21 protein-coding genes are annotated in these 21,026 nt (G+C 60.6%); 11 read left to right on the forward strand and 10 right to left on the reverse strand.

The features are described 5' to 3' along the window. Nucleotides 1-3 precede the first annotated feature (3 nt). Entirely contained in the window at nt 4-966 is a 963-nt protein-coding gene (locus tag ACP146_RS11655) for a DMT family transporter (RefSeq protein ID WP_422366927.1), read from the reverse strand. Between the two features lie 102 nt (nt 967-1,068). On the opposite strand from ACP146_RS11655, the gene ACP146_RS11660 reads away from it, so the two are divergent. The 7 genes from ACP146_RS11660 to ACP146_RS11690 all read left to right on the forward strand — a co-directional run bounded on the left by ACP146_RS11660 (nt 1,069) and on the right by ACP146_RS11690 (nt 7,802). Beyond that, nucleotides 1,069-1,971 (forward strand): LysR substrate-binding domain-containing protein, encoded by a 903-nt coding sequence (locus tag ACP146_RS11660; RefSeq protein WP_422366928.1) that lies wholly within the window; start codon nt 1,069-1,071, stop codon nt 1,969-1,971. A 79-nt stretch (nt 1,972-2,050) separates the two neighbouring features. Beyond that, nucleotides 2,051-3,037 (forward strand): NAD-dependent epimerase/dehydratase family protein, encoded by a 987-nt coding sequence (locus ACP146_RS11665; RefSeq protein ID WP_422366929.1) that lies wholly within the window; start codon nt 2,051-2,053, stop codon nt 3,035-3,037. Between the two features lie 112 nt (nt 3,038-3,149). Further along, nucleotides 3,150-4,184 (forward strand): TRAP transporter substrate-binding protein, encoded by a 1,035-nt coding sequence (locus ACP146_RS11670; protein WP_422366930.1) that lies wholly within the window; start codon nt 3,150-3,152, stop codon nt 4,182-4,184. A 21-nt stretch (nt 4,185-4,205) separates the two neighbouring features. Beyond that, a complete protein-coding gene (locus ACP146_RS11675; protein ID WP_422366931.1) occupies nt 4,206-5,459 on the forward strand; it encodes a flavin-dependent oxidoreductase in 1,254 nt (417 codons plus the stop codon). 3 nt (nt 5,460-5,462) lie between these two features. Beyond that, the gene (locus ACP146_RS11680) at nt 5,463-6,011 is read left to right on the forward strand and encodes a TRAP transporter small permease (protein ID WP_422366932.1); all 549 of its coding nucleotides are present in this window, start codon (nt 5,463-5,465) and stop codon (nt 6,009-6,011) included. Then, a complete protein-coding gene (locus ACP146_RS11685; RefSeq protein WP_422366933.1) occupies nt 6,008-7,330 on the forward strand; it encodes a TRAP transporter large permease in 1,323 nt (440 codons plus the stop codon). Before ACP146_RS11680 ends, ACP146_RS11685 begins: the two co-directional genes overlap by 4 nt. 1 nt (nt 7,331) lies before the next feature. Beyond that, nucleotides 7,332-7,802, forward strand: coding sequence for a MarR family winged helix-turn-helix transcriptional regulator (locus ACP146_RS11690; protein ID WP_422366934.1), 471 nt, complete (start codon nt 7,332-7,334; stop codon nt 7,800-7,802). Between the two features lie 6 nt (nt 7,803-7,808). Here ACP146_RS11690 and ACP146_RS11695 read toward each other — a convergent pair whose 3' ends face one another. The 4 genes from ACP146_RS11695 to ACP146_RS11710 form a co-directional block, all read right to left on the reverse strand. Then, a complete protein-coding gene (locus ACP146_RS11695) occupies nt 7,809-8,435 on the reverse strand; it encodes a LysE family translocator (RefSeq protein ID WP_422366935.1) in 627 nt (208 codons plus the stop codon). Between the two features lie 93 nt (nt 8,436-8,528). Next, nucleotides 8,529-9,830: a TRAP transporter large permease gene (locus ACP146_RS11700; RefSeq protein WP_422366936.1), complete on the reverse strand. Its 1,302-nt coding sequence runs from the start codon at nt 9,828-9,830 to the stop codon at nt 8,529-8,531. A gap of 14 nt (nt 9,831-9,844) precedes the next feature. Continuing rightward, nucleotides 9,845-10,405: a TRAP transporter small permease gene (locus ACP146_RS11705; RefSeq protein WP_422366937.1), complete on the reverse strand. Its 561-nt coding sequence runs from the start codon at nt 10,403-10,405 to the stop codon at nt 9,845-9,847. A 5-nt stretch (nt 10,406-10,410) separates the two neighbouring features. Next, nucleotides 10,411-11,421 carry a TRAP transporter substrate-binding protein gene (locus ACP146_RS11710; RefSeq protein ID WP_422366938.1) on the reverse strand — a complete coding sequence of 337 codons (1,011 nt, stop codon included), beginning with the start codon at nt 11,419-11,421 and terminating at the stop codon, nt 10,411-10,413. A 321-nt stretch (nt 11,422-11,742) separates the two neighbouring features. Here ACP146_RS11710 and ACP146_RS11715 point away from each other — a divergent pair, with 321 nt between their 5' ends. The 3 genes from ACP146_RS11715 to ACP146_RS11725 are packed head-to-tail and all read left to right on the forward strand — an operon-like array spanning nt 11,743 to nt 14,564. After that, on the forward strand, nt 11,743-12,699 hold the full coding sequence (locus tag ACP146_RS11715; RefSeq protein ID WP_422366939.1) for an MBL fold metallo-hydrolase: 957 nt from the start codon (nt 11,743-11,745) through the stop codon (nt 12,697-12,699). A 12-nt stretch (nt 12,700-12,711) separates the two neighbouring features. Beyond that, the gene (locus tag ACP146_RS11720; RefSeq protein ID WP_422366940.1) at nt 12,712-14,391 is read left to right on the forward strand and encodes an FAD-dependent oxidoreductase; all 1,680 of its coding nucleotides are present in this window, start codon (nt 12,712-12,714) and stop codon (nt 14,389-14,391) included. Continuing rightward, nucleotides 14,376-14,564: a DUF2783 domain-containing protein gene (locus tag ACP146_RS11725; RefSeq protein ID WP_422366941.1), complete on the forward strand. Its 189-nt coding sequence runs from the start codon at nt 14,376-14,378 to the stop codon at nt 14,562-14,564. The genes ACP146_RS11720 and ACP146_RS11725 overlap by 16 nt, the downstream gene beginning before the upstream one ends. Here ACP146_RS11725 and ACP146_RS11730 read toward each other — a convergent pair. The 5 genes from ACP146_RS11730 to ACP146_RS11750 form a co-directional block, all read right to left on the reverse strand. Continuing rightward, entirely contained in the window at nt 14,561-15,373 is an 813-nt protein-coding gene (locus ACP146_RS11730; RefSeq protein ID WP_422366942.1) for a TylF/MycF/NovP-related O-methyltransferase, read from the reverse strand. The genes ACP146_RS11725 and ACP146_RS11730 overlap by 4 nt on opposite strands. A 150-nt stretch (nt 15,374-15,523) precedes the next feature. Next, a complete protein-coding gene (locus ACP146_RS11735; RefSeq protein ID WP_422366943.1) occupies nt 15,524-16,651 on the reverse strand; it encodes an outer membrane beta-barrel protein in 1,128 nt (375 codons plus the stop codon). Between the two features lie 150 nt (nt 16,652-16,801). Next, nucleotides 16,802-17,377, reverse strand: a complete 576-nt coding sequence (locus tag ACP146_RS11740) for a polysaccharide biosynthesis/export family protein (protein ID WP_422366944.1) — start codon at nt 17,375-17,377, stop codon at nt 16,802-16,804. A 68-nt stretch (nt 17,378-17,445) separates the two neighbouring features. Then, a complete protein-coding gene (locus ACP146_RS11745; protein ID WP_422366945.1) occupies nt 17,446-18,330 on the reverse strand; it encodes a sugar phosphate nucleotidyltransferase in 885 nt (294 codons plus the stop codon). A 17-nt stretch (nt 18,331-18,347) separates the two neighbouring features. Beyond that, nucleotides 18,348-19,805, reverse strand: coding sequence for an undecaprenyl-phosphate glucose phosphotransferase (locus tag ACP146_RS11750; protein ID WP_422366946.1), 1,458 nt, complete (start codon nt 19,803-19,805; stop codon nt 18,348-18,350). A 338-nt stretch (nt 19,806-20,143) separates the two neighbouring features. Between ACP146_RS11750 and ACP146_RS11755 the strand changes: the two genes are divergently transcribed. After that, complete coding sequence (locus tag ACP146_RS11755) at nt 20,144-21,022, forward strand: sulfotransferase family protein (RefSeq protein WP_422366947.1); 879 nt, start codon at nt 20,144-20,146, stop codon at nt 21,020-21,022. The last annotated feature ends 4 nt before the right edge of the window (nt 21,023-21,026 follow it).

Here is a 21,026-nt window from a genome sequence, read left to right on the forward strand (position 1 = left end):
CCTTCAGTTCGACGCGTCTAGCGAAGCAAGCCCTCTTTTTCTGCCGGAGCGCTGGATTACCATGAAGCCGGCAGCAACGATCATGATCATGCCGACGAGGGTAGGACCGTCGGGCAGATCCGAAAACAAGGCAGCCCCCCAGAAGATGGCAAACAACAGATAACTGTAGTCGAAGGTTGCGACAGTCGCCGGCGGGGCGGATTGATAGGCTTTTGCGGCCGCCGCGCTGGCCGCTACCAGCAAGATCGCGAGGGCGGCAAGAACAGCCCAGTCCCAAGTGGCCATGGACACCCAAGGCCCCAGCAGAAAAGGATTGGCTACGACGCGCCATGACGCAAGTTCCAGCCAGCTAATCCCCACGCTTCCGGCGATGCCGAACAGCATCAGCAGGCCGCAAAGCCAGAGCGAAAGAACGAAGGGGTTCTCGTCCGAGCACTTGCCGCGTGTAATGATCATGGCGAGTGCGTAGAAGGCCGCAGAGAGGATGGGAAACAGCGTCGCGTAGGAGAAAGCGTCGCTTCCCGGGCGCACGATCACAAGGACCCCGAAGAAACCGAGGCCGATGGCTGCGCCGCGCCATCGCCCGACCGCCTCCCCAAGGAGCAGCGCGGAAAACAGCGTGACAAACAGGGGCGCAGTGTAAAGCGCCGCTGCGGCAACCGGCAGACTGAGATTGGGCAGTGCGAAGTAAAACAAAATCCACATCAAAACCAGAAGCAGAGAACGCAGAAAGACCCAACCGGCGTTTTCCGCCATCACGGTCAGCGGCTGCCCTAAAATGCGCAGAACCAACAGGCAGAGCGGGATCGCGAACAAAGAGCGGACAATGAAGACCTGCCAAAGGGATAACTCGGCACTGATCCATTTAACCAGTGCATCGCCAAACGACAGCATGAATACCGAAGCAACGATCATGCTGATTCCAATCAGCACGGAATCCGGACGGTCCGCATTCGATGGGTTCATGGTTTGTCGCCTTGTTCTGAAATTCGCCGTTCCAGTAAAGAATGAAGGCTGCTAAACTATTATTTCAAATGAGTTCTCCTCTTTTTTGCATTACGCAAGATTATGAATAAACTCGGCAAATCCCTCCCGCCCCTGGCCAGCCTTCTGCCTTTCGAGGCGGCCGCCAGGCTGAGGAGTTTCACGCTGGCGGCCGAAGAACTGCATGTGACCCAGGCGGCGGTCAGCCGCCAGATACGGGCGCTGGAAGACGACCTTGGGGTTCGGTTGTTCGAGCGCCGGCAAAGGGCCGTGTTTTTGACTCCGGCAGGTGAAGATTTCAGCCGCAGCGTCTCCGCCGGCCTTCAGGGCATCGCGGCCGGTGCCGGCGAAATCCGTGGTAACCGGCGCAGCGGTGAAGTGATTCTTTTTGCGGAGCTTTGCTATGCCTTCTACTGGCTGATGCCGCGCCTTTCTGACTTCAACCGGCAACACCCGGGTATCGACGTCCGCATCACGGCCTCTATCCGGCCGCTGGGCCTGTCGGATGAAGACTTCGACATCGCCTTTCAGACTTCAGGGCGGGACAGTGCTTCGCACGCATTGGTCTTTTCCGTGCCCGACGAAGTGTTCCCGGTCTGCAGTCCCGGTTATCTCGCCGACCGTCAAATTCCTCTTGCCTTGGACGATCTGCCCGCGCATCGCCTGCTGCATCACAAGGTCGATGCACAAGACTGGCTTGAATGGGACGAGTGGCTCGCCAAAGCCGGCCACAACGTTCGCGTTGGCCACAGAGGCAGTGTCTTCGACAGCTATCCGGTCATGATTCAGGCAGCCGTGGGCGGCCACGGGATCGGCCTGGGTTGGAAGCGCGCGGCCGAGGAGCTCCTGAGTACCGGACAGCTTGTCAGGCCGTTTGAAGAAAGCGTCCTTCTGGAATCGGAACTTTCAATCTACCGCCACCGCAAGTGTCAGATGCGCCCGGAGGTGAAAGCACTGTTAGCCTGGCTTAAAGCCGAACTCGATTGACCGGACCGCGCCTGCTTGACAGTCTCCACCTGCGCCTAGCCTGGTGGAGAAGGGCGCTCTTCCTGGGATTGAAGCAACGATGACGAAGGCATTGATTACGGGCAGCGCCGGCCATCTGGGTGAGGCGCTCATGCGCCGCCTACGCGATGAAAGACATGACGTGCACGGCCTCGATATCCTCGGATCTTCTTTTACCGATGATATCGGCTCCATCGTCGACCGCGCATTCGTGCGGCGTTGCATGGCGGATGTGGATGTCGTTATTCATGCGGCAACGCTGCATAAACCCCATGTTGCAACCCACAGCCGTCAGGATTTCATCGACACCAACATCACCGGTACCCTCAACCTTTTGGAAGAAGCCGTTGCGACGGGGGTCAAAGCTTTCATCTTCACCAGCACCACCAGCGTCTTCGGCGACGCCCTGGTTCCGCCCGCCGGGGCGCCCGCGGCCTGGGTGACGGAAGACACCGTGCCGGTCCCCAAGAATATCTACGGGGCGACAAAAGCGGCTGCGGAAGACCTCTGCCAGCTCTTCCACCGCAACCAGGGCCTTTCCTGCATCATCCTGCGAACTTCCCGTTTCTTTCCTGAGGAAGATGACAACCGGGCTGTGCGTGAAACCTATCCGGATGCCAACCTCAAAACCAATGAACTGCTGTTCCGCCGGGCGGATCTGGAAGACATCGTCTCCGCGCACCTTCTGGCGGTGGAGAGCGCCGCATCGATCGGCTTTGCCCGCTATATCATCTCCGCCACGACACCCTTCACGAAACAGGATCTTGCGGCGCTGCGCAGCGACGCACCCGCTGTCGTACGTCGAGAATTTCCGGACTTCGAGGCCCTCTACAGCCAACGCGGTTGGCGGATGTTTCCCGGCATCGACCGCGTCTATGACAATACCCGCGCCCGCCGGGCGCTCAACTGGCAGCCACGCTTCAACTTCGGCTATGCCCTGGAGCGTTTGAGAAACGGCGACGATCCGCGGAGCGGACTCGCCCGACAGATCGGCGCCAAGGGTTATCATGCCGAGACCTTCGCAGAGGGCCCCTACCCGGTCCAGTGAGGCTTGAACCAAAGGCAGCGTTGCTATATTCGTTTATGTCATAAACAATAAACCTGCATGCTTAAAGAAGAGAACCCGGCTGATCAACAGCCGCGCAAACTGGGAGGAAGCCATGAAGCATCTGTTGAAGCTGCTCTTTGCCGTCGCCCTGGGCTTTGGGGTCAGCGGCCTCGCCTCGGCACAGGAAGTCACCCTAAGGGTCCATCATTTCCTGCCGGCACCCGCGCCGGTGCCGAAGAATTTCATCACGCCCTGGGCGCAGAAGGTCGAAGCGGAATCGAACGGCCGTATCAAGGTCGAGGTCTATCCGGCCATGCAGCTCGGCGGAAAACCGCCGGCGCTCTTTGATCAGACGAAGGACGGGGTGGTCGACATCGCCTGGACCCTGCCGGGCTATACCCCCGGCCGTTTCCCCGGCACCGAAGCCTTCGAACTGCCCTTCATGCCCGCCTCAGCAGAGGCGACCAGCCAGGCCGCCTGGGACTTCTACGACAAGTATCTGCGCAAGGAATTCGGTGCTGTCCATGTGATCGCGACCCATGTCCACAGCCCCGGCCTGCTGCATGTCAAAGGCGACGGCGTTACCAAGCTTGAGGATATGCGGGGCTTGAAGTTGCGCGGGCCGACGCGCCAGGTGAACAACCTGCTCTCCGCCATGGGCGCGACGCCGGTCGGCATGCCGGTGCCTGCGATGCCGGAGGCGCTGTCGAAAGGCGTCATCGACGGCACGGTCATTCCCTGGGAAGTTGCCAAGCCGTTGAAGGTGGCGGAGTTGGTGAACAGCCATACCGACTTTGACAGTTCGCGCGGGTTCTATACGGCCTTCTTCGTCTTTGTGATGAACAAAGCGCGCTACGATGCTCTGCCGGAAGACCTGAAAGCCGTCATCGACGCCAATTCCGGGCGCGAGACCTCGCAGTGGGTCGGTCGGGTGATGGATGAAGGCGACGCGCCGGGGATTCAGGCTGCTGAGGCCGCGGGGAATGCAATCCGCAAGCTGCCGCCAGCGGAAGTGGAGCGCTGGAAAGCCGCTGCGGCCCCTCTGGTCGATGCCTGGGTCGCTGAAATGGACGGCAAGGGTTATGACGGCACAGCCATGGTCGCCGAAGCCAAGGCCCTGATCGCCCGCTATGCCGGTGCCGAGTAGTCCAAAGCGGGTAAGCAGCTCATGACAGTCCTTGTTGCCGGCGCCGGGATTGGTGGTCTGACCCTGGCGCTCAGCCTGCACCAGGCCGGCATCCCGGTCCGGGTCTTCGAAGCGGTGCGCGAACTGAAACCGCTGGGTGTCGGCATCAACCTGCAACCCCATGCGGTGCGTGAGCTCACCGAGCTCGGATTGCTCGACCGTCTGGACGCGATCGGCCTTAGAACCGAGGAAGTCGCCTATTTCTCTACGGGCGGCAGACCGATCTGGCGGGAACCGCGGGGCCTGGATGCCGGTTACAACTGGCCGCAGTTTTCGATCCACCGCGGTCATCTGCAGATTATGCTGCTGGAGGCGGCCCGCGAGAGACTGGGCGACGGCGCAATCCGCAGCGGCGTGGCCGTGGAGGCCTGGCGGGAAACGGCAGAAGGGGCCGAGATCGACCTGATGGACAGGGAAACCGGCGCGAGTCTCGGCAACGAAAAAGGCGCCGTCTTCATCGCCGCAGACGGCATCCATTCCAAGGCGCGGGCGGCCCTCTATCCCGACGAAGGGCCGCCTGTCTGGGGCGGTATTATGATGTGGCGGGGAACCACGCGGGGGCCGCGCTTTCTCGGCGGCCGTTCCATGGCCATGGCCGGCTGCAAGGCCCGTAAGTTTGTCTGCTATCCCCTCGCCGACGACGGTGATGACGGCTCGCTGATCAACTGGATTGCCGATCTCGCCTTACCGCCGGAAACCCTTTGGAACCGGGAGGATTGGAACCGCCCCGGACGCCTGGAAGACTTCCTGCCACGCTTCACGGATTGGACCTTCGACTGGCTCGATGTGCCTTGGGTGATCCGCAATGCTGAGCGCGTTTTCGAGTATCCCATGGTCGACCGTGACCCCCTGCCCCGCTGGACTTTCGGGCCGATGACCTTGCTGGGCGACGCCGCCCACGCCATGTATCCCATCGGCTCCAACGGTGCCTCTCAGGCAATCCTTGACGCCCGGGTACTGACGCGGGAGATACTGGCCAGAGGTCCCGGCGCGGAAGCCTTGCAAGCTTATGAAGAAGAGCGCCGTCCGGCGACTGCCAAGATCGTCCTCGCCAACCGCGGTGATGGACCGGATAAGGTGTTGGATATCGTGGAACAGCGTGCGCCCCAAGGCTTCGACAAGGTCGAAGAGGTGCTCAGCAGGGAAGAGCTCAAAGAGACGGCCGCTGCATACAAGAGGCTGGCCGGCTTTGACGTCGAATCCCTGAATGCTCGCGCATCGATCGTTGCGGCCTAGACCGTGAACGACAGCGCGATAGGCGGGATCGCACCCGCTTTGGAGGCCCGGGCCGGCCGTGTCATCGGCCAGGTGGCCCGGGGCCTAGCGCTGGCGGGCGGGGTGGTGTTGACGGGCATCGCCCTGATGACGGTCATTTCGATTGTTGGCCGGGGTTTCAGCTTTGCCGGGCTTGGACCCATTCCCGGCGACTTCGAACTGGTCGAAGCCGGCTGCGCCGTCGTGGTCTTCGCCTTCCTTCCCTGGTGCCAGTACCGCCGGGGCCATGTCACGGTCGATATCTTTGTTTCCCGTCTTTCGCCCCGTATTCAGGCCGTCCTGACTGTCCTTGGAAACAGCCTGCTCTCGCTTGCCGCCTGCCTCATCGCCTGGCGGCTCTGGTACGGCATGCTTGACAAGTTTTCCTATCAGGAAACCACCATGATCCTGGGGATGAAACTCGGCTATGCCTATGCGGCGGCTTTCCCGGGGGCGGCCTTCTTCGCCGTGGTCTGTCTCTACACGGTTTGGCGCAGCCTCAACGAAGCGATCAGGGGCCGCGAGGAACGATGAGCGGGCTGGCGCTCTCAGGGCTGGCCTTTGCCGTCATGCTGGGCCTCATCTTCCTGCGCATGCCCATCGGCGCGGCCATGCTGCTGACCGGGCTGACCGGCACCTGGATCGTCACCGGCAGCCTCACCCCCGTGCTGGCCCAGATGAAGTCGCTGACCTACGACACCTTTTCCAGCTATTCGCTGTCCATCGTGCCGCTGTTTCTGCTGATGGGCCAGTTCGCCGCCAAATCCGGCATGTCGGAGAGCCTGTTTCGCGCCACCGCCGACTGGCTCGGCCACCGCAGGGGCGGCGTCGCCATGGCGGCCGTCGGCGCCTGCGCCGGCTTCGGGGCGGTCTGCGGTTCCTCGCTCGCCACGGCCGCCACCATGGGCCAGGTAGCCTTGCCGGAGATGCGCCGACTGCGTTACTCCCCGGCGCTCTCCACAGGGGTGCTTGCCGCTGGCGGGACCCTCGGCATCCTGATCCCGCCCTCGGTGATCCTGGTGATCTACGCCATCCTCACCGAGCAGAACATCATCAAGATGTTTGCCGCCGCCCTGGTGCCCGGCCTGCTGGCCGCTGCCGGCTACATGATCACCGTGGCGGTCTACGTGCGCCTCTGGCCGGACGCCGCCAGTACGGCCCGGCGCGTCCCTTACACCCAGCGCCTGCGCACCCTGGTCGGCGTCTGGCCGGTAGTTGCGATTTTCGCCCTGGTCATCGGCGGCATCTATCTCGGCTGGTTCACCCCGACCGAGGCCGCCGCCATCGGCGCAGCGGCGACCGGCATCTATGCCTTGGCGGTGGGGCGCTTGAGCCGCCGGGACTTTGTCGACTGCGTGCTGGCGGCCGCTTCGGCAACGGCGATGATTTTCTTTATCGTGCTCGGCGCCCAGACGCTCAACACCTTCCTTGCCCTGACCCAGACGCCTCAGGCCGCCGCGGACTGGGTGATCCAGTCCGGTCTCTCCCCCTGGATGGTGCTGACCCTGATCCTCGCCTGTTATCTCGCCTTCGGCTGCGTCATGGATTCCCTTTCCATGATCCTGCTGACCATCCCGATCTTCTTTCCCATCGTCATGGCGCTCGACTTCGGCCTCTCGCCGGAAGAAACCGCCATCTGGTTCGGCGTTCTGGCGCTGATGGTTGTCGAAATCGGCCTCATCACGCCGCCGGTGGGCCTGAACCTATTCATCATCCACTCCTTGGCCGGCGACATACCCATGGGGCAGACCTATCGGGGCGTGGCTCCCTTCATCGTCAGCGATGTGATCCGCATCGTTATCCTGGTCGCCTTCCCATTCATCACTCTCGGCCTGATGCGGGCGATGTTCTGAAATGAGCACGGCGCCAAAACACCTCGACTATGGCCTTTTGAACAGCCTCGGCGGTCACCTCTTCCGCCACGCTTTCCTGCGCGGCCAGCAGGTCTTCGCCGAGGTCTTCGCTGAAGAGGCCATTACGCCGCTGCAATTCATGACCTTGGAACTGGTATCACGAAACCCCGGTGTGACTCACAAGGATGTCTGTGCCGCCATGGTCTCGGCTCCCTCGGTACTGACGACCACTCTAAAGCCGCTGATCAAAGAAGGGGTTTTGCTGCGTGAGCGTAAGGACGGCGATGCCCGGCGTATCGGCTACCGGCTTTCGCCCAAGGGAGCGGTCTGGTTCGCGAAGATCCGAACCCGGATTGATGAAGCGGAAAACAGGCTCTTCGAGGGATTGGACAAGACCCAAAGGAACAGTCTGCTGGCTGCCCTCAGGCATCTCACCGGACGCTCCGGCGACATTCTTCCGCCGGCGGACTAAAAGCGTTCAGCGTTCCTGTAATGCGAGGCGAATGCCGAGCGCACAATAAATGCCGCCGACCACCTTGCCCTGCCACCGCAGAACGGTCGGGTTCCGGCGCAGGAAGTTGCCCAGGCTGCCGGCACCAAGCGCGCAGACGACGGTGCTGAGAAGCCCCATCAGCACGAACAGCACGCCGAGGATCGCCAGTTGCAGGGCCACGGCGCCGTTTTCCGGCTGCACGAACTGCGGCAGGAAAGCCAGGAAAAAGAGCGCGGATTTCGGGTTCAGCACCTCGGCCAGGGTCGCCTGCCGGAAGGCCTGTCCCGCCGTCAACCGGCTTGTCTGCAAACCGTTGGCCAGCGGCGCCTTCTCAAGGATGGCGCGGATGCCGAGGTAAACCAGATAGGCCGCCCCCAGATACTTGATCAGGCTGAACAGAAAGGCCGAAGCCAGGATCACCGCCGAGATGCCGACGATGGCCAAAGCCGTATGGATCAGGTCGCCCACGGCAATGCCCAGGCCTGTCGCCAGACCCACACGCGTTCCGGAGCTGCTGGCCCGCGCAATCGTCAGCAGGACCGCCGGCCCGGGAATGAAGACAAAGCCGAAAAGAACGGCGAGATAGGTGATGAGGGTCGTTTGATCGATCACGTTGCGGTTCCTGTCAAACACTGCGGCTCTGCGCCGTGCCGTCAGTTCAACACAGAAAAAGTGTCAATTCAATCGCCCTGTGTGTTTGCGCTTTTAGTTGAAGATGACAGCGGTATCCGGCCCCAGCACCAGGTTCGGCAGCCAGAGGGTCAGCGCCGGCAGGTAGGTGATGAGAATCAGGACCACGATGAGCGGCACCAGGAAAGGCAGCACCGCCATGGTCACCTTCTCGAAGGGCACCTTGCCCACCTCCACCATGATGTAGAGGCCGATGCCCATGGGCGGTGTAGCGATTCCGATCAGCAGCGCCAACTGCAGGACGATCCCGAAATGCACGCGGTCGACCCCGAAGCTGTCGATCACCGGCAACAGCATGGGGACGAGCATGAGTTTCGCCGGGACGCCCTCGACCACGCAGCCGATCAGGAGGACGAAAATCAGCATCAGGCCCAGGAAGACGGCGCGGCTCTCGGTCAGCGCGAAGATCGCGTCGCCGAGCTGCTGAGGGACCTGTTCGATGGCCAGCAGCCAGCCCATGGCGATGGAAAACCCGATGATGATCATGATGACTGACGTCATCATCATGGTGTCGGTGAGTGCGCGCCACAGCTTCTCGAAGGTCAGGCTGCGGTAGCAGGCGCCCAGCACCAGAGAATAGAGGCAGGCCAGCACGCCGGCCTCTGTCGCGGTGACGAAACCGCCAAGGATCGAGCCCAGGATGATGCCCGGCGCAACCAAGGCCAGAATACCGTCGATGCCGCTGCTGACGACCTCGCTGCCCGAGGCTTTCGGCTGGGTCGGGAAGTTGTGGCGGATCGCCAGGAGGCGATTGAAGGTCATCAGGGACATCCCGACGATGAGGCCCGGCACCACACCGGCCAGGAACATGCGTTCGATCGACTGCTGGGCCAGGAAAGCATAGACCACAAGGCCGATGGAGGGCGGGATGATCGGCCCGACCACCGCCGAACAGACGGTCACCGCCGCAGCGAACTCAGCCTTGTAGCCGCGTTCCTTCATCGCCTTGATCTCTATGGTGCCGAGCCCGGCGCAGTCCGCCACCGCGGCGCCGGAAACCCCGGCAAAGATCATGGATGAAAGCACATTGACCTGTGCCAGCCCGGCCTTGAAATGGCCCACCAAGGCATTGGCGAAATTGAAGATGCGGTCGGTCATGCCGACCACGTTCATCAGATTGCCGGCCATGATGAAGAACGGCACAGCCGCCAGAGAGGGCTTGTTCACGCCCTCCAGGATCTGCTGCGGGACGATGTAGAGTGCGTCCGAAAAATCAGAGGTCGCAAAGGCCAGCAGCACCGCCGCACCGATGGCCATAGAGACCGGGACCCTGAGCAGGATCAGCGCGATAAAGCCGATGAAGAGAACGAAAGCCATGGTTCAGCGGTCCCCTAGCTGTCCACGGCCGGCAGCGTGTGCGGTTCCGGCCAGCCCAGCCAGGTCTTCAGAAGGTCCAGCACGGCATTCGCGAAAATCAGCAGGCAGGAGATGCCGAGGGGAATGGAAAGGGTGTAGCGTTCCAATTCTCCCCAGGGCGTGACCACCGCATCGATGACGCCGACCTGGGATTCAATGATGGTCGGCATCTGCCAGAGGATGACCCCGGTCACCGTCATCACCACCAGGGCCACGAAGTAGCGGGTCCCGGTCATGGCCCCCTGCCCCAGCCGCAGGACGACAAAGTCTACGGCGATATCTTTGCGGAAGCGATAGACCGCATAGAAACCGAAAAACGACATCCAGACGAAGAATTGCATCGTCCAGGGCCAGATCCAGTAGAAAGAAAGATCAAGCGGGCGCAGCAAGATGGTCGCCGCCGTGCCGATCAACATCAGCAGCAGGCAAAGGTTGGCGATCACGAGAAAAAGCCGACCGAGCCCTTCCAGCCACAAGTCCAACTGAAAGGCGAACCGCGCCAGCGGTCCGCCTTCACGGTGTTGTCCCCCCGACACGCCCCTTACTGCGGCGTCCGGGTGGCCTCGACCATCGCCAGGAAGCCTTTGGGTAGTTCGCCCTGGGCTTCCAGATCCTGATAGAACTGCGCCATGGAGTCGACAAAGGGTTTGCGATCCACACTCACGAAAGTGACGCCCTGCTCCTTCATGCGGGCAATCGACTCTTCGGCTGCCGTGCCCATGATGTCGTGGCTGTAGACGCCGGCATCGGTGTAAGCGCGGTTGAGAGCATCCTGCAGTTCCGAGTCCAATTTGTCGTAGGCTGCCTGATTGGTCATGAAACCGATCGACTGATAATACTCGTCGTGACGGACCACATGCGGCGCCACTTCATAGAACCGCATGGATTCCACCAGGGCGATGGGGCTGTTCACCGCACCGACGATCTTTTTATCGATGGCCTGATAGACGTCGGTCCAGGCCAGGGTCTTCACCTCGGCCCCCAGATGGGTCCAGGTGGCAATCGCCGTCTTGTTGGGATGCATGCGCAGCTTTATGCCTTTCATGTCGTCATAGCTGCGCACATCTTCGTTGGTGACCATCACCCGGTAGGGGCCGCGGATGATTGCCGTGGGATCGCCCAGCACGCCGACACCGGCCTGTTTCGAGGCCTCGCCGAACCAGTCCTTGGCCATGTCGCTGTTCATGAAGCGCACCCAGTGGTCACGGTCGTCGAACAGGAAGGCGGCGCTAATCCAGGTAATTTCCGGCACCCACTTTTTCATGTAGGTGGAGCCTTCGGCATAGAGGTGCACGGTGCCGAGCTTCAGTTGCTCCATCACCGCATTGGTCTTGCCGAGCTGTTCGTTGGGGTACATTTTGATCTTCAGCTTGCCGTTGCTGTACTGCTCCGTGAGATCGGCAAACTTCTGGAAGACCTTCCCCTCCGGGCTGTCGGGCGGCATCTTGTGAGCCATGCGCCATTCTTCGGCGGCCTGGCTGGCCGAGACGCTCAGACCGACCGCCAGGGCGGCCGCCAGGACGGCTGAAACACTGCCTTTCATGCTAAACATCGCTTCCCCTCTATTGCAGGCGACGCTCTTTTCAGCATCGCGTGGTGCTGCGGCGCATGGGCCGTGGCAGGGGCCGGTCTTGACCGCCGGGCTGCAGGATCGGATTGCGCCGTCGTTCGCTTTTGCAGAAGTTGAGCGATCATTAGATCGTAACCTATGATCGCCGGTCAATAGTGCCCGGACCCAGCCAGGAACCCTGAGTGGAAGCTCTTGCGGGACTTTCGGCCCATCCTTGCGTATTCTCCAGGCTTGACTTGACGGTTACATCTGGGGAAAGAAGCCTGCGCACAAACAAGCGGCAGAATTGGAGAGGGAGACGCAATGGCCGAGAAAGTCTTCGCCTCACAGGGCGATCTTGAAGAAAAGACCATCACCTTCGAGGCACTGGACGACGGTCTCTACGCCTATACGGCCGAAGGTGACCCCAACTCCGGCATCATTATCGGCGACGAGTCGGTCATGGTTGTCGACACGCAAGCGACGCCGGTCATGGCGCAGGGCGTCATCGACCGTATCCGTGAAGTCACCGATAAGCCGATCGACTATGTGGTGCTGAGCCACTATCACGCGGTGCGCGTGCTCGGCGCTTCTGCCTATGGGGCCAAACACATCATTTCCAGCCGTGACACCCACGATCTGATCGTCGAACGCGGTCAGCAGGACTATGAGTCCGAAGTCGGTCGCTTCCCCCGGCTCTTCCAATCGGTCGAGACGGTCCCCGGCCTGACCTGGCCGAACATGATCTTTGAGAAATCCCTGACCCTGCATCTCGGCAAGCGGGAGGTGCAGATTTTGCAACTGGGGCGTGGTCACACAAAGGGCGACACGGTGGTCTGGCTGCCGAAGGAAAAGGTGCTCTTTGCCGGCGACCTCGTTGAATTTGGCGCTACACCCTATACCGGCGACGCCTACCTCAAGGACTGGCCGGAGACCTTGGGACGACTGCGCGAGCTGGGTGCGGAGAAGCTGGTGCCTGGACGCGGCGCGGCCCTGAAGAATACGAAAGAGGTGGAAGAAGGCATCGGCGGTACCCAGGCTTTCCTCACGGAGATGTATCAGTCGGTCGCGGCGGGTGTCGCCGCCGGGAAACCCCTGAAGGACATCTACGGTGAAACCTTCGCCCGCCTTGAGCCGCGCTTCGGCTCCTGGGTGATCTTCGAACACTGCATGCCTTTCGACGTCAGCCGCGCTTACGACGAAGCATCAGGCCTTGAAGATCCACGCATCTGGACCGCGGAGCGAGATGTCGACATGTGGCAGGCGCTTGAGCGCGACTGACTATCAGTTTTTATGCCCAAAACTTACGAAAACCCGCGCTATCCCTACCGGCGAAGCAGTGATCAGGACGGCGCCCGGGCGCATCACCGGGTCATCATCGTCGGCGCCGGTCTGGTCGGCCTCGCTGCCGCTGTGGACCTTGCTGGTCATGGCATCGCCACGGTCTTACTCGATGACGATGACACGGTCAGCTTCGGGTCCCGGGCGATCTGTTTTGCCAAGCGCAGCCTGGAAATCCTGGACCGCCTGGGCATCGGCGAAGAGTTGCTGGAAAAAGGCGTTACCTGGAACCGCGGCAAGGTCTTCTTTCGCGACCGTATGATTTACGACTTCGACCTGCTGCCGGAGGGCGGGCACCGCTGGCCAGCCTTTATCAATCTTCAGCAGTACTATGCCGAAGAGTGGCTGGTCGAAAAAGCCGAAGCTTCGGGCCTTGTCGACCTGCGCTGGAAAAACCGGGTGATCGGCGTCTCAGAGGACGGTGACGGCGCAGCCCTTGAGGTCGAAACGCCGGACGGACCCTACCAACTGAGTTGCGATTATCTCTTGGCGGCCGACGGCGCGCGCAGCAGCGTGAGAAAGCTCCTTGATCTCTCCTTTGATGGTCAGATCTTTCACGACCGTTTCCTGATCGCCGATGTGGTTATGAAGGCGGATTTTCCAAGCGAGCGCTGGTTCTGGTTCGACCCGCCCTTCCACCCGGGTCAATCCGCCCTGCTCCACCGTCAACCGGATAACGTTTGGCGTATCGACCTTCAGCTCGGCTGGGACGCCGATCCCGAAGAGGAGAAACGTCCGGAGAAAGTCGTTCCCCGCCTACGCGCCATGCTTGGCGAAGGCATCGATTTCGACCTCGAGTGGGTCTCCGTCTACACCTTCCAGTGTCGGCGCCTGGAAAAATTTCGCCACGGCCCGGTTTTCTTTATCGGCGATTCCGCCCATCAGGTTTCGCCCTTTGGTGCCAGGGGCGGCAATGGCGGCCTGCAGGACAGCGACAACCTCTGCTGGAAGTTAGCGGCGGTGCTGAACGGTCAGGCGCCCGACCGACTGCTGGACAGTTACGACCTGGAACGAGTCCCGGCCGCCGACGAGAACATTCTGAATTCGACCCGCAGCACCGATTTCATCACTCCGAAGAAAGATATCAGCCGCGTATTCCGGGACGCGACTCTGGAGTTGGCCGAGAATCACCCCTTCGCGCGCAGCCTGGTGAATTCCGGACGCCTCTCACAGCCCGCTATGCTTTCATCATCGCCACTCGTGACAGCCGCCAAACCAGACCCCTCCGTTGCCTTAAGCGCCGGATCACCCTGTCCCGATGCTCCACTGTCTCGCGGAGGCGAAAAAGTATGGCTACTTCAGTTGCTTACGGGTGATTTCGCCGGCATCAGTTATCAGACCTCAGCGACTCGGCCATCCCATGGCGATGAACTGGCAAAGCTGTGGTCTTCCTCAGTGGCGCTGCCAGTCCTGACGGTCACGGACAAGGAGTTGGGCCCGGACACGCAAGCGGATACCTTTTGGGATGCCGAAGGTGTTTTTGCGAAGCGCTTCGGCGCCTGCCCCGGAAGCTTCTATTTGATCCGTCCTGACCAACACCTGGCCGCGCACTGGCCAGCGCTCTCCGCTGAGGCTGTTGCAGCAGCCTTGAAAAAGTCTCTGGCACTGGAGGACCCATGCCTCAACACCTGAGGGACGATCCACGGATCGCTGCACCTGATGAATTTTATGAAGCCTTGACGGCATTGCACCGCGATCTCGCATTTGAGGAGAGCGCCAAGGTCAATGCGAAACTGGTGTTGCTGCTCGCCAACCACATCGGTGACATGAATGTGCTGCGGGAGGCCATTTCGGCTGCGCGCTAGCGCTTGATCAAGAGCCCCTGACCAGTGGGAAGCTCCACAATCTGGTGGCCACGGTCACCTGCAAAGATGTCTTCCGCGCGCTTTTGCTCCTGATATCCAACCCATCCATAATCATCGAAAATGACGAATCCCCCCGGAGTAACCTTGTCGAACAAGACCTCCAAAGCCGCGATCTCCGACTTCGACGAATTAAGATCGACGTGCAACAGGGCAATCTGCTCCGGGCAAGCCTCCGCGAAAGAGTCGGGAATTATTCCCCGCACTACCTTGATGTTGGGATAGGCGGCGAAAGTTCGGACGACATGACTGTAGATTGCGTCCGGGTCCTCGGCAGTCTCTTCTTCATAACGCGCGTTTGAGCGGTTTTCCGAGTTGAGCGCCTCAGGGATTCCCGCAAAAGTGTCGTAGAGAAACAGGTTTTTCTGAACCGACGCAAAGTCCACATAGTCAGCGACAACGGCGAACGAAAACCCTCGGTAGACCCCACACTCGACAAAGTCCCCCGGAACCGAGAGGCAGTGTTCGGCCGCCCAAGTCAGGATATGCAGCCGCCACCCCAGGGACTTCTCCTGGTCCGATTGGGCATGGCGATCAAAGGCGGCCCGGAACCTCTTATCCGTCAGGAAGCCCGCGGTTCTTTGGAGGGCGATAAGGTTGTCCTGAGCGTAAACGCTTCCGAACATGCGCCGTAGCGCCTTCAAGGAGTCCTGAAAGATCGACTTATCGTTACCTTCAAACTTGCCATAGAACATACAGCACCTCGATTGAACTGGGTCGCAACGGGTTCTGCGAAACAAAAGGCCCTGCATTACGGGCCCCGGCGCAAAGAACCCATCGATCAGGCCCCTGCCTTATGCACGAGGGATCAAGGTACTGCAACCTGGAGAAACAATAGGCCTGCAGATCGTTCAATCGAGACCGGTCTCAGGCTTGGAGAATTCCTGAGCCTTGCAAGGAGGTCAGAAGCGGGTGCGCAAACCCAATGTGACAAGGTTGCGGGTAAAGTCCCTGTCCTCCTCGTCCGACCAACGCTGCTCGAACTGGTAATCCGCAGCCAGCGAGACATAGCGGTTAATCAGGTATTCGCCGCCGATGCCGAAGATTGCCCGGTCGTCGATGCGGTCGGTCTCCCGAAAGTCATCCTGAACGTAACGCGCCTGGGCATTGACGAGGATGTTGTGTTGCAGTTCGTGTTGGACCTCTCCGCCGACAGTCGTCCGCGTTCGTGAAGACGAGCCCGGCTGATTGGACGCGATGTCTTCTCTCGCCAGGCGGCCCTTCACCGTGGTCAGGGCGGTCACGTACCAGGTTGCGTCGCCATCGACGATGAGATCCAGGCTGTCATCGAAATCCGGATCTTCGAAGTCGTTGGCGATGAAACCGACATCCAGACCGACATGAAACAGTCGCGTGACCTCGGTATCGAAGCCGAGCGTCGCCCCGACCGCTTGGGAGTCACGATTGTCACCGTCGTCGTCCAGATCGTCGAAATCCCGTACACGGTAAAAGGGTTCGAACTTCAGATCGGTGATGGCGGAGAGCTCGTACCCGCTTGGCAATCCGAAGCGATACTGAATACGGTCTCTGTCGGCATCACCGGAAGAGATGTAGTCATCGCGCCGAACCGAAACCTCACTGCCGATGAATACGCGGTTGAAGCGGTGGGTGTACCGCAGCTCCGCAAAGTAGCGGTCGAATTCGGTTGGTTCGTCATCGCCGCCGTCATCTTCCGGATCATCTCGGCCGACCACACGTCGACTTTGTTCCGCGGTCGCCACCAGTTCGTTCCGCTCCGCCAGATCCAGGCGCAGGCGAGGCCGAACGACGTACTCCGTCCTGTCCTGGTCCCCGTTGTCGAGGAAAACCTGGTTGCGAACCTGGCCCAACACTCTGAGGTCGTGCCGCGACCATTCGCTTTGGAGACGCAGGGAGGCCGCTGTGGAGGTAATCAAATCGTCTTGGGTATTGCTCTCGTCGGCAAAGATATTGTCGTCGTAGGTCTCGCTGACGGACAGCCGTGGAAACAGGCGAAACCCGCCGAGGTCCAATCCCTTGGCGTCATACCCGGCACGTGGCCGGTCTAGCACAGCAACAGGCTCGCTACCCTCCTGCGCATAGCTATCTAAGTCCCATAGTAGACACGTGGCAGCGCACAGCAGGTATAGACTGCCGCGTCTCAATGCCGCCGGCTTTCGCGAAGCCGCGGCCAAGCGTAATGAATTTAAGATCTCTGCCGCCTAGAAAAGTCGTTCGTAGACAGTAATGACATCGCCCGGCTGGACGTAGGTAAGAGGGTCGGCGCTGAACTCCGCCAAGTCCCCGTCAACCGTGCGCGTGATCGAAACGACATCCCGGTCGGCCCGGAAAGTGAAACCGCCACTTATGGACACTGCCGTCAGAACCGTCATGCGCGGCACGTAGGCATACTGACCCGGCGACTTGGTCTCACCGAGAATATAAAACGGCCGGTAGGTGACGATCTCAGCGGTGGTGTTCGGGTCGACCAGGATGCCCTTGCGGAGCTCAGTTGAGATCTGTTCTTCCATCTCGCGCACGGTCATGTCCTCGGCATGGACGGCGCCGATAAGGGGCACCGTGATATAACCCGAATCGCTGACCAAGTACTCTCCGGTCAGCTCCTCCTGACCGAAGATCACAAGGCGAACCCGGTCGCCGGCACCCAAACGATAGGGTCCCTCCTCTGCCTGTGGAAGAACGGGTAAAGACCCAGGTCCAGCGGAACAGGCCACGACAAAAAACGACAGCGCTGCAGCCGCCAGCACCCTGGCGGCAGCGCTTCCCCCGATTTGCATCATTTCCTCCTCTAAACTCTCAAACCAACAAACCCGGCCCAAGCCCCGATCAGGCCGGTCAAATTAAATCAGTCGCCGGATTGCCAGGCGTTGGCGGCACGGGATATCCCCGTACCCGTATTGCGGCCGTTTCCGTAGCGCGCCAGGACATCGTCCATGTGTCCCGCGAGGTCGCCACGATCCAGCGCAAAGGCGATCTGGGCTTCCAGCAAGCCCTCCGGACTGCGGCAATCAAAGTGCCGTCCGGCAAAGGCCAGCGCCCGTGACGGCCAGACCTCTGTCATCGACAGGATTGCCTGCCTGATGTCCAAACCCTGCTGGCGCTCCAATGCCGGAAAGATATCGGGTTGCAGGATGTAGCGGCCGGCGGATCCAGCGGCGATGGCGGCAAAACTGCCTTCACGCTCACAAAGGCCGTTGTCTGCCACGGCAACTACATTGCCTGTCAGCGTTCGATAGTGATCGATCAACTGAGACATGGCGGGTTTTTCGCCAAGCAGCATGTCGGAGGGGACCAGCACCGCGAAGGCTTCTTCGCCGATCAGGTTTCTGGCCGTCCAAAGTGCGTGGCCGAGCCCCTGTGAATCACCCTGGCGGCAGATCACCACCTGTCTTGGGCGGCCTGCCGGACCCCAGGCGCTGGGACGGCCAATTACCCGGGCCGCAGCGGCGCCCTCTTCTTCGGTTCCTCGGGCAAAGTGATCTTCAACGATCGCCAGGCCCTGTTGGGTGACGAAAATCAATTCGTCAAAGCCGCAGGCTAAGGCTTCTTCGACGGCATACTGGACCAGAGGTTTGTCGACGACCGGCAACATCTCGAGGGGAACGGCGTGAGAGGCGGGTTGCAGGCTGTCGTCGCCGAGCCCGACAGGAATGACCGCCTTACGCAGGCCTACTGCCGCTGCCGTCACCGCTCCCGTACTTGCCGCTATACCTGGCCCAGTGTCACGCATTGCAACCCTTTCCTTGTTCAGTAAACGTCGCGATGTCCGAGAAAGACAAAGGCCGTGCGAAGCAGAATGAAAAGGTCGAAACTCAGCGACCAGTTCTCGATGTAGAAAAGGTCATGCTCGACACGGCGCTCGATCTTTTCGACCGTATCGGTTTCACCGCGCCAACCGTTCACCTGGGCCCAACCGGTAATGCCCGGCTTAACCCTGTGCCGGGCGGCGTAGGCATCGACGGCGTCTTCATAAAGGTGTCCACCTGCCTTTGCCGAAGTGGCATGAGGACGGGGGCCGACCAACGACATGTCGCCTCTGAGAACGTTGATGAGCTGAGGCAGCTCGTCGATGCTCGTCTTGCGCAAGAAGCGGCCGACGCGGGTGACGCGGCCGTCGTTACGGCTGGTCAGAACCTCGGCATTCGCATCAGACAAATGGTGATGCATCGTGCGGAACTTCCAACAATCGAAGAGATTGTTGTTGAAACCGTAACGCTTCTGACGAAAGAAGACCGGACCCGGCGAATCGAACTTGATCGCCAGGGCGACGACTGCAAAAAGCGGCAGCAAGGCAATAAGCAGAAGCCCGGCAAGCACGCGATCCTCGATGGTCTTGAGGACAAATGACCACCCCGATATCGGCCTGTCGAACAACCGCATCATCGATAACCTGCCCACTCGGGTAAAGCCGCGGTCGGGGAAACTGAAAGCGGCGAGGTCCGGTGCGAGACGAATGGGGACGGGCGTCGGCTCCAACCTGCGCACCACTGCCCGCAGCCGCTGATCCGCCGTTCCCGGCAAGGCGACGATCACCTGGTCCACCTGATCCTGCCGGATCATACCGATTAGCGTGTCGACGTTGCCAAGCAGGGGAATTCCCTCGCTTTCCGGCGGAACCCGGGAGGCACGATCATCGGCAAACCCGATGATCTTCGTGTTCGCATCACCATGGCGCTGAAGATAGCTCGCCAGCCTGCGGCCCTGTTCGCCGGCGCCCAGAATCACGGTGCGGTTGGCAAAGCGGCCTGCCACCGCAAGGCCGCTGACCCAGCGGCGCAGGGCGACGCGGCCGAGAACCAAACCCACCCCGGAACCGACAAACCACGAGAGCGCCCAGGCACGGGAATAGGTATCAGAGATCTTGATCAGAAAGGCGGCGGCCAGAAGCACACAGAATGTGACGGCCCAGGCTGTGGTCAGGTTGCCGTAGGGAATGCGTTTGGCGAAAAGAAAGTCATCCCGGTAGACATCGAACCGGTGAAGAAGATAGGTCGCCACGACCATGGCGACGACGATGGCGCCCAGATACTTCGGATAGTAGAAGCCGGGGTCACCCGGCTGACGGACAAAGAAAAGCACCAGCCCGACCAAACCGATAATCAACAGGTCGCTGGTTCGAAAGACCAAGTCGACGGCAACCCGCGAGATCGGCCTGACGACCCGCCTTGTCTGCCTACCCGTCAACGCCGACAGCACAGCGTCCATTACACAATCCCCCTGTTCATATCAGCGGCACTGCGTTCCTTAGGTCATCCTCTGCACACATGATCGCTCTTCCAGGCAACCTTGTCGGCGACACAGGCCTCGAACACCGGAACCGGTCGAGACATCCCTCACTACTGCACCGCAAAATTCTTACCACCTCCGCATTCTTCAATTTGTGATTTCGCTTGGGCTAAGTTGTGACCTTTTCAGGTGTCCGCGCAAAGACACTGGCACTCGAGAATAAATTGTGCGACCGCGAAGATGCTTTACGGCAGCAATCGACATCGCACTACATGGATGTGGCTGCCGGCTGGCATCGCAAGGGAGGAGGCCGCGCCTTGAAAGCGGAATCTGGGTGCGCGTCAGTGGGCATGCGGGAGAGACCGGCAACGTCCCACTTCATCATCATCGGCGCGATGAAGTGCGGGACGACCAGCCTCTACCGTTACCTCGGCGCTCATCCGGATGTCGGTCTGTCGCGCGAAAAAGAGACTGACTTTTTCCTCGCGGAACGCAACTTCGCCAGGGGGGTCGACTGGTACTTTTCCCAGTTCAGCGCCGGCGCTCAGGTCTGCGGAGAAGCCTCGCCCAACTACACCAAGTATTCAGAGTTTCCCGGCGTTCCCGAGCGGATCTTCAAGACGTCGCCGAATGCGAAGCTTGTCTACATCGTCCGGGATCCCGTGGATCGCTTTCTCTCCCAATACCTTCATCACCTGACCACCGGCGAGGTGCGCATTCCGCAGCACGAGATCCTGAAGTCCGAGGCGGGCCGCAACTATCTTGCCTGCAGCCGCTACTACCAACAGATGGTGCAGTACCTGCGCTTTTACCCGCAGGACAGGATCTTCGTCGCTTCCTTTGATGAACTCTGCGACGCGCCGCAAGCACTGCTGCGGCGCCTCTTCGCCTTTCTCGGCGTCGACAGTGAGGTGACGATCGAGGATCTGGGCCGGGTGTACAACCAGCGCAGCGAGCTTGAGGGTTTGCCGGCCTGGTATTTTCAGGCGCGGCGCTCGCCTTTCTTGCGCGCCATGAAACACCGTCTTCCCCCGTCGGTTCAAAGTGGCTTGAAAGAACAGCTCCGCCGTTGGCCACAGCGCCAGATTCCGGTTATCGACGAGGAGCTTCGCGCAAGTCTGCGGGGCCTTCTTCGCGAGGATGTCTCCCGCTTCCGGCAAGTGACCGGCATTCCCTTCGACAGCTGGTCGCTGTAGGGCG

The organism is Pelagibius sp. (genome assembly GCF_965249265.1).
Lineage (GTDB): Bacteria > Pseudomonadota > Alphaproteobacteria > Kiloniellales > Kiloniellaceae > Pelagibius.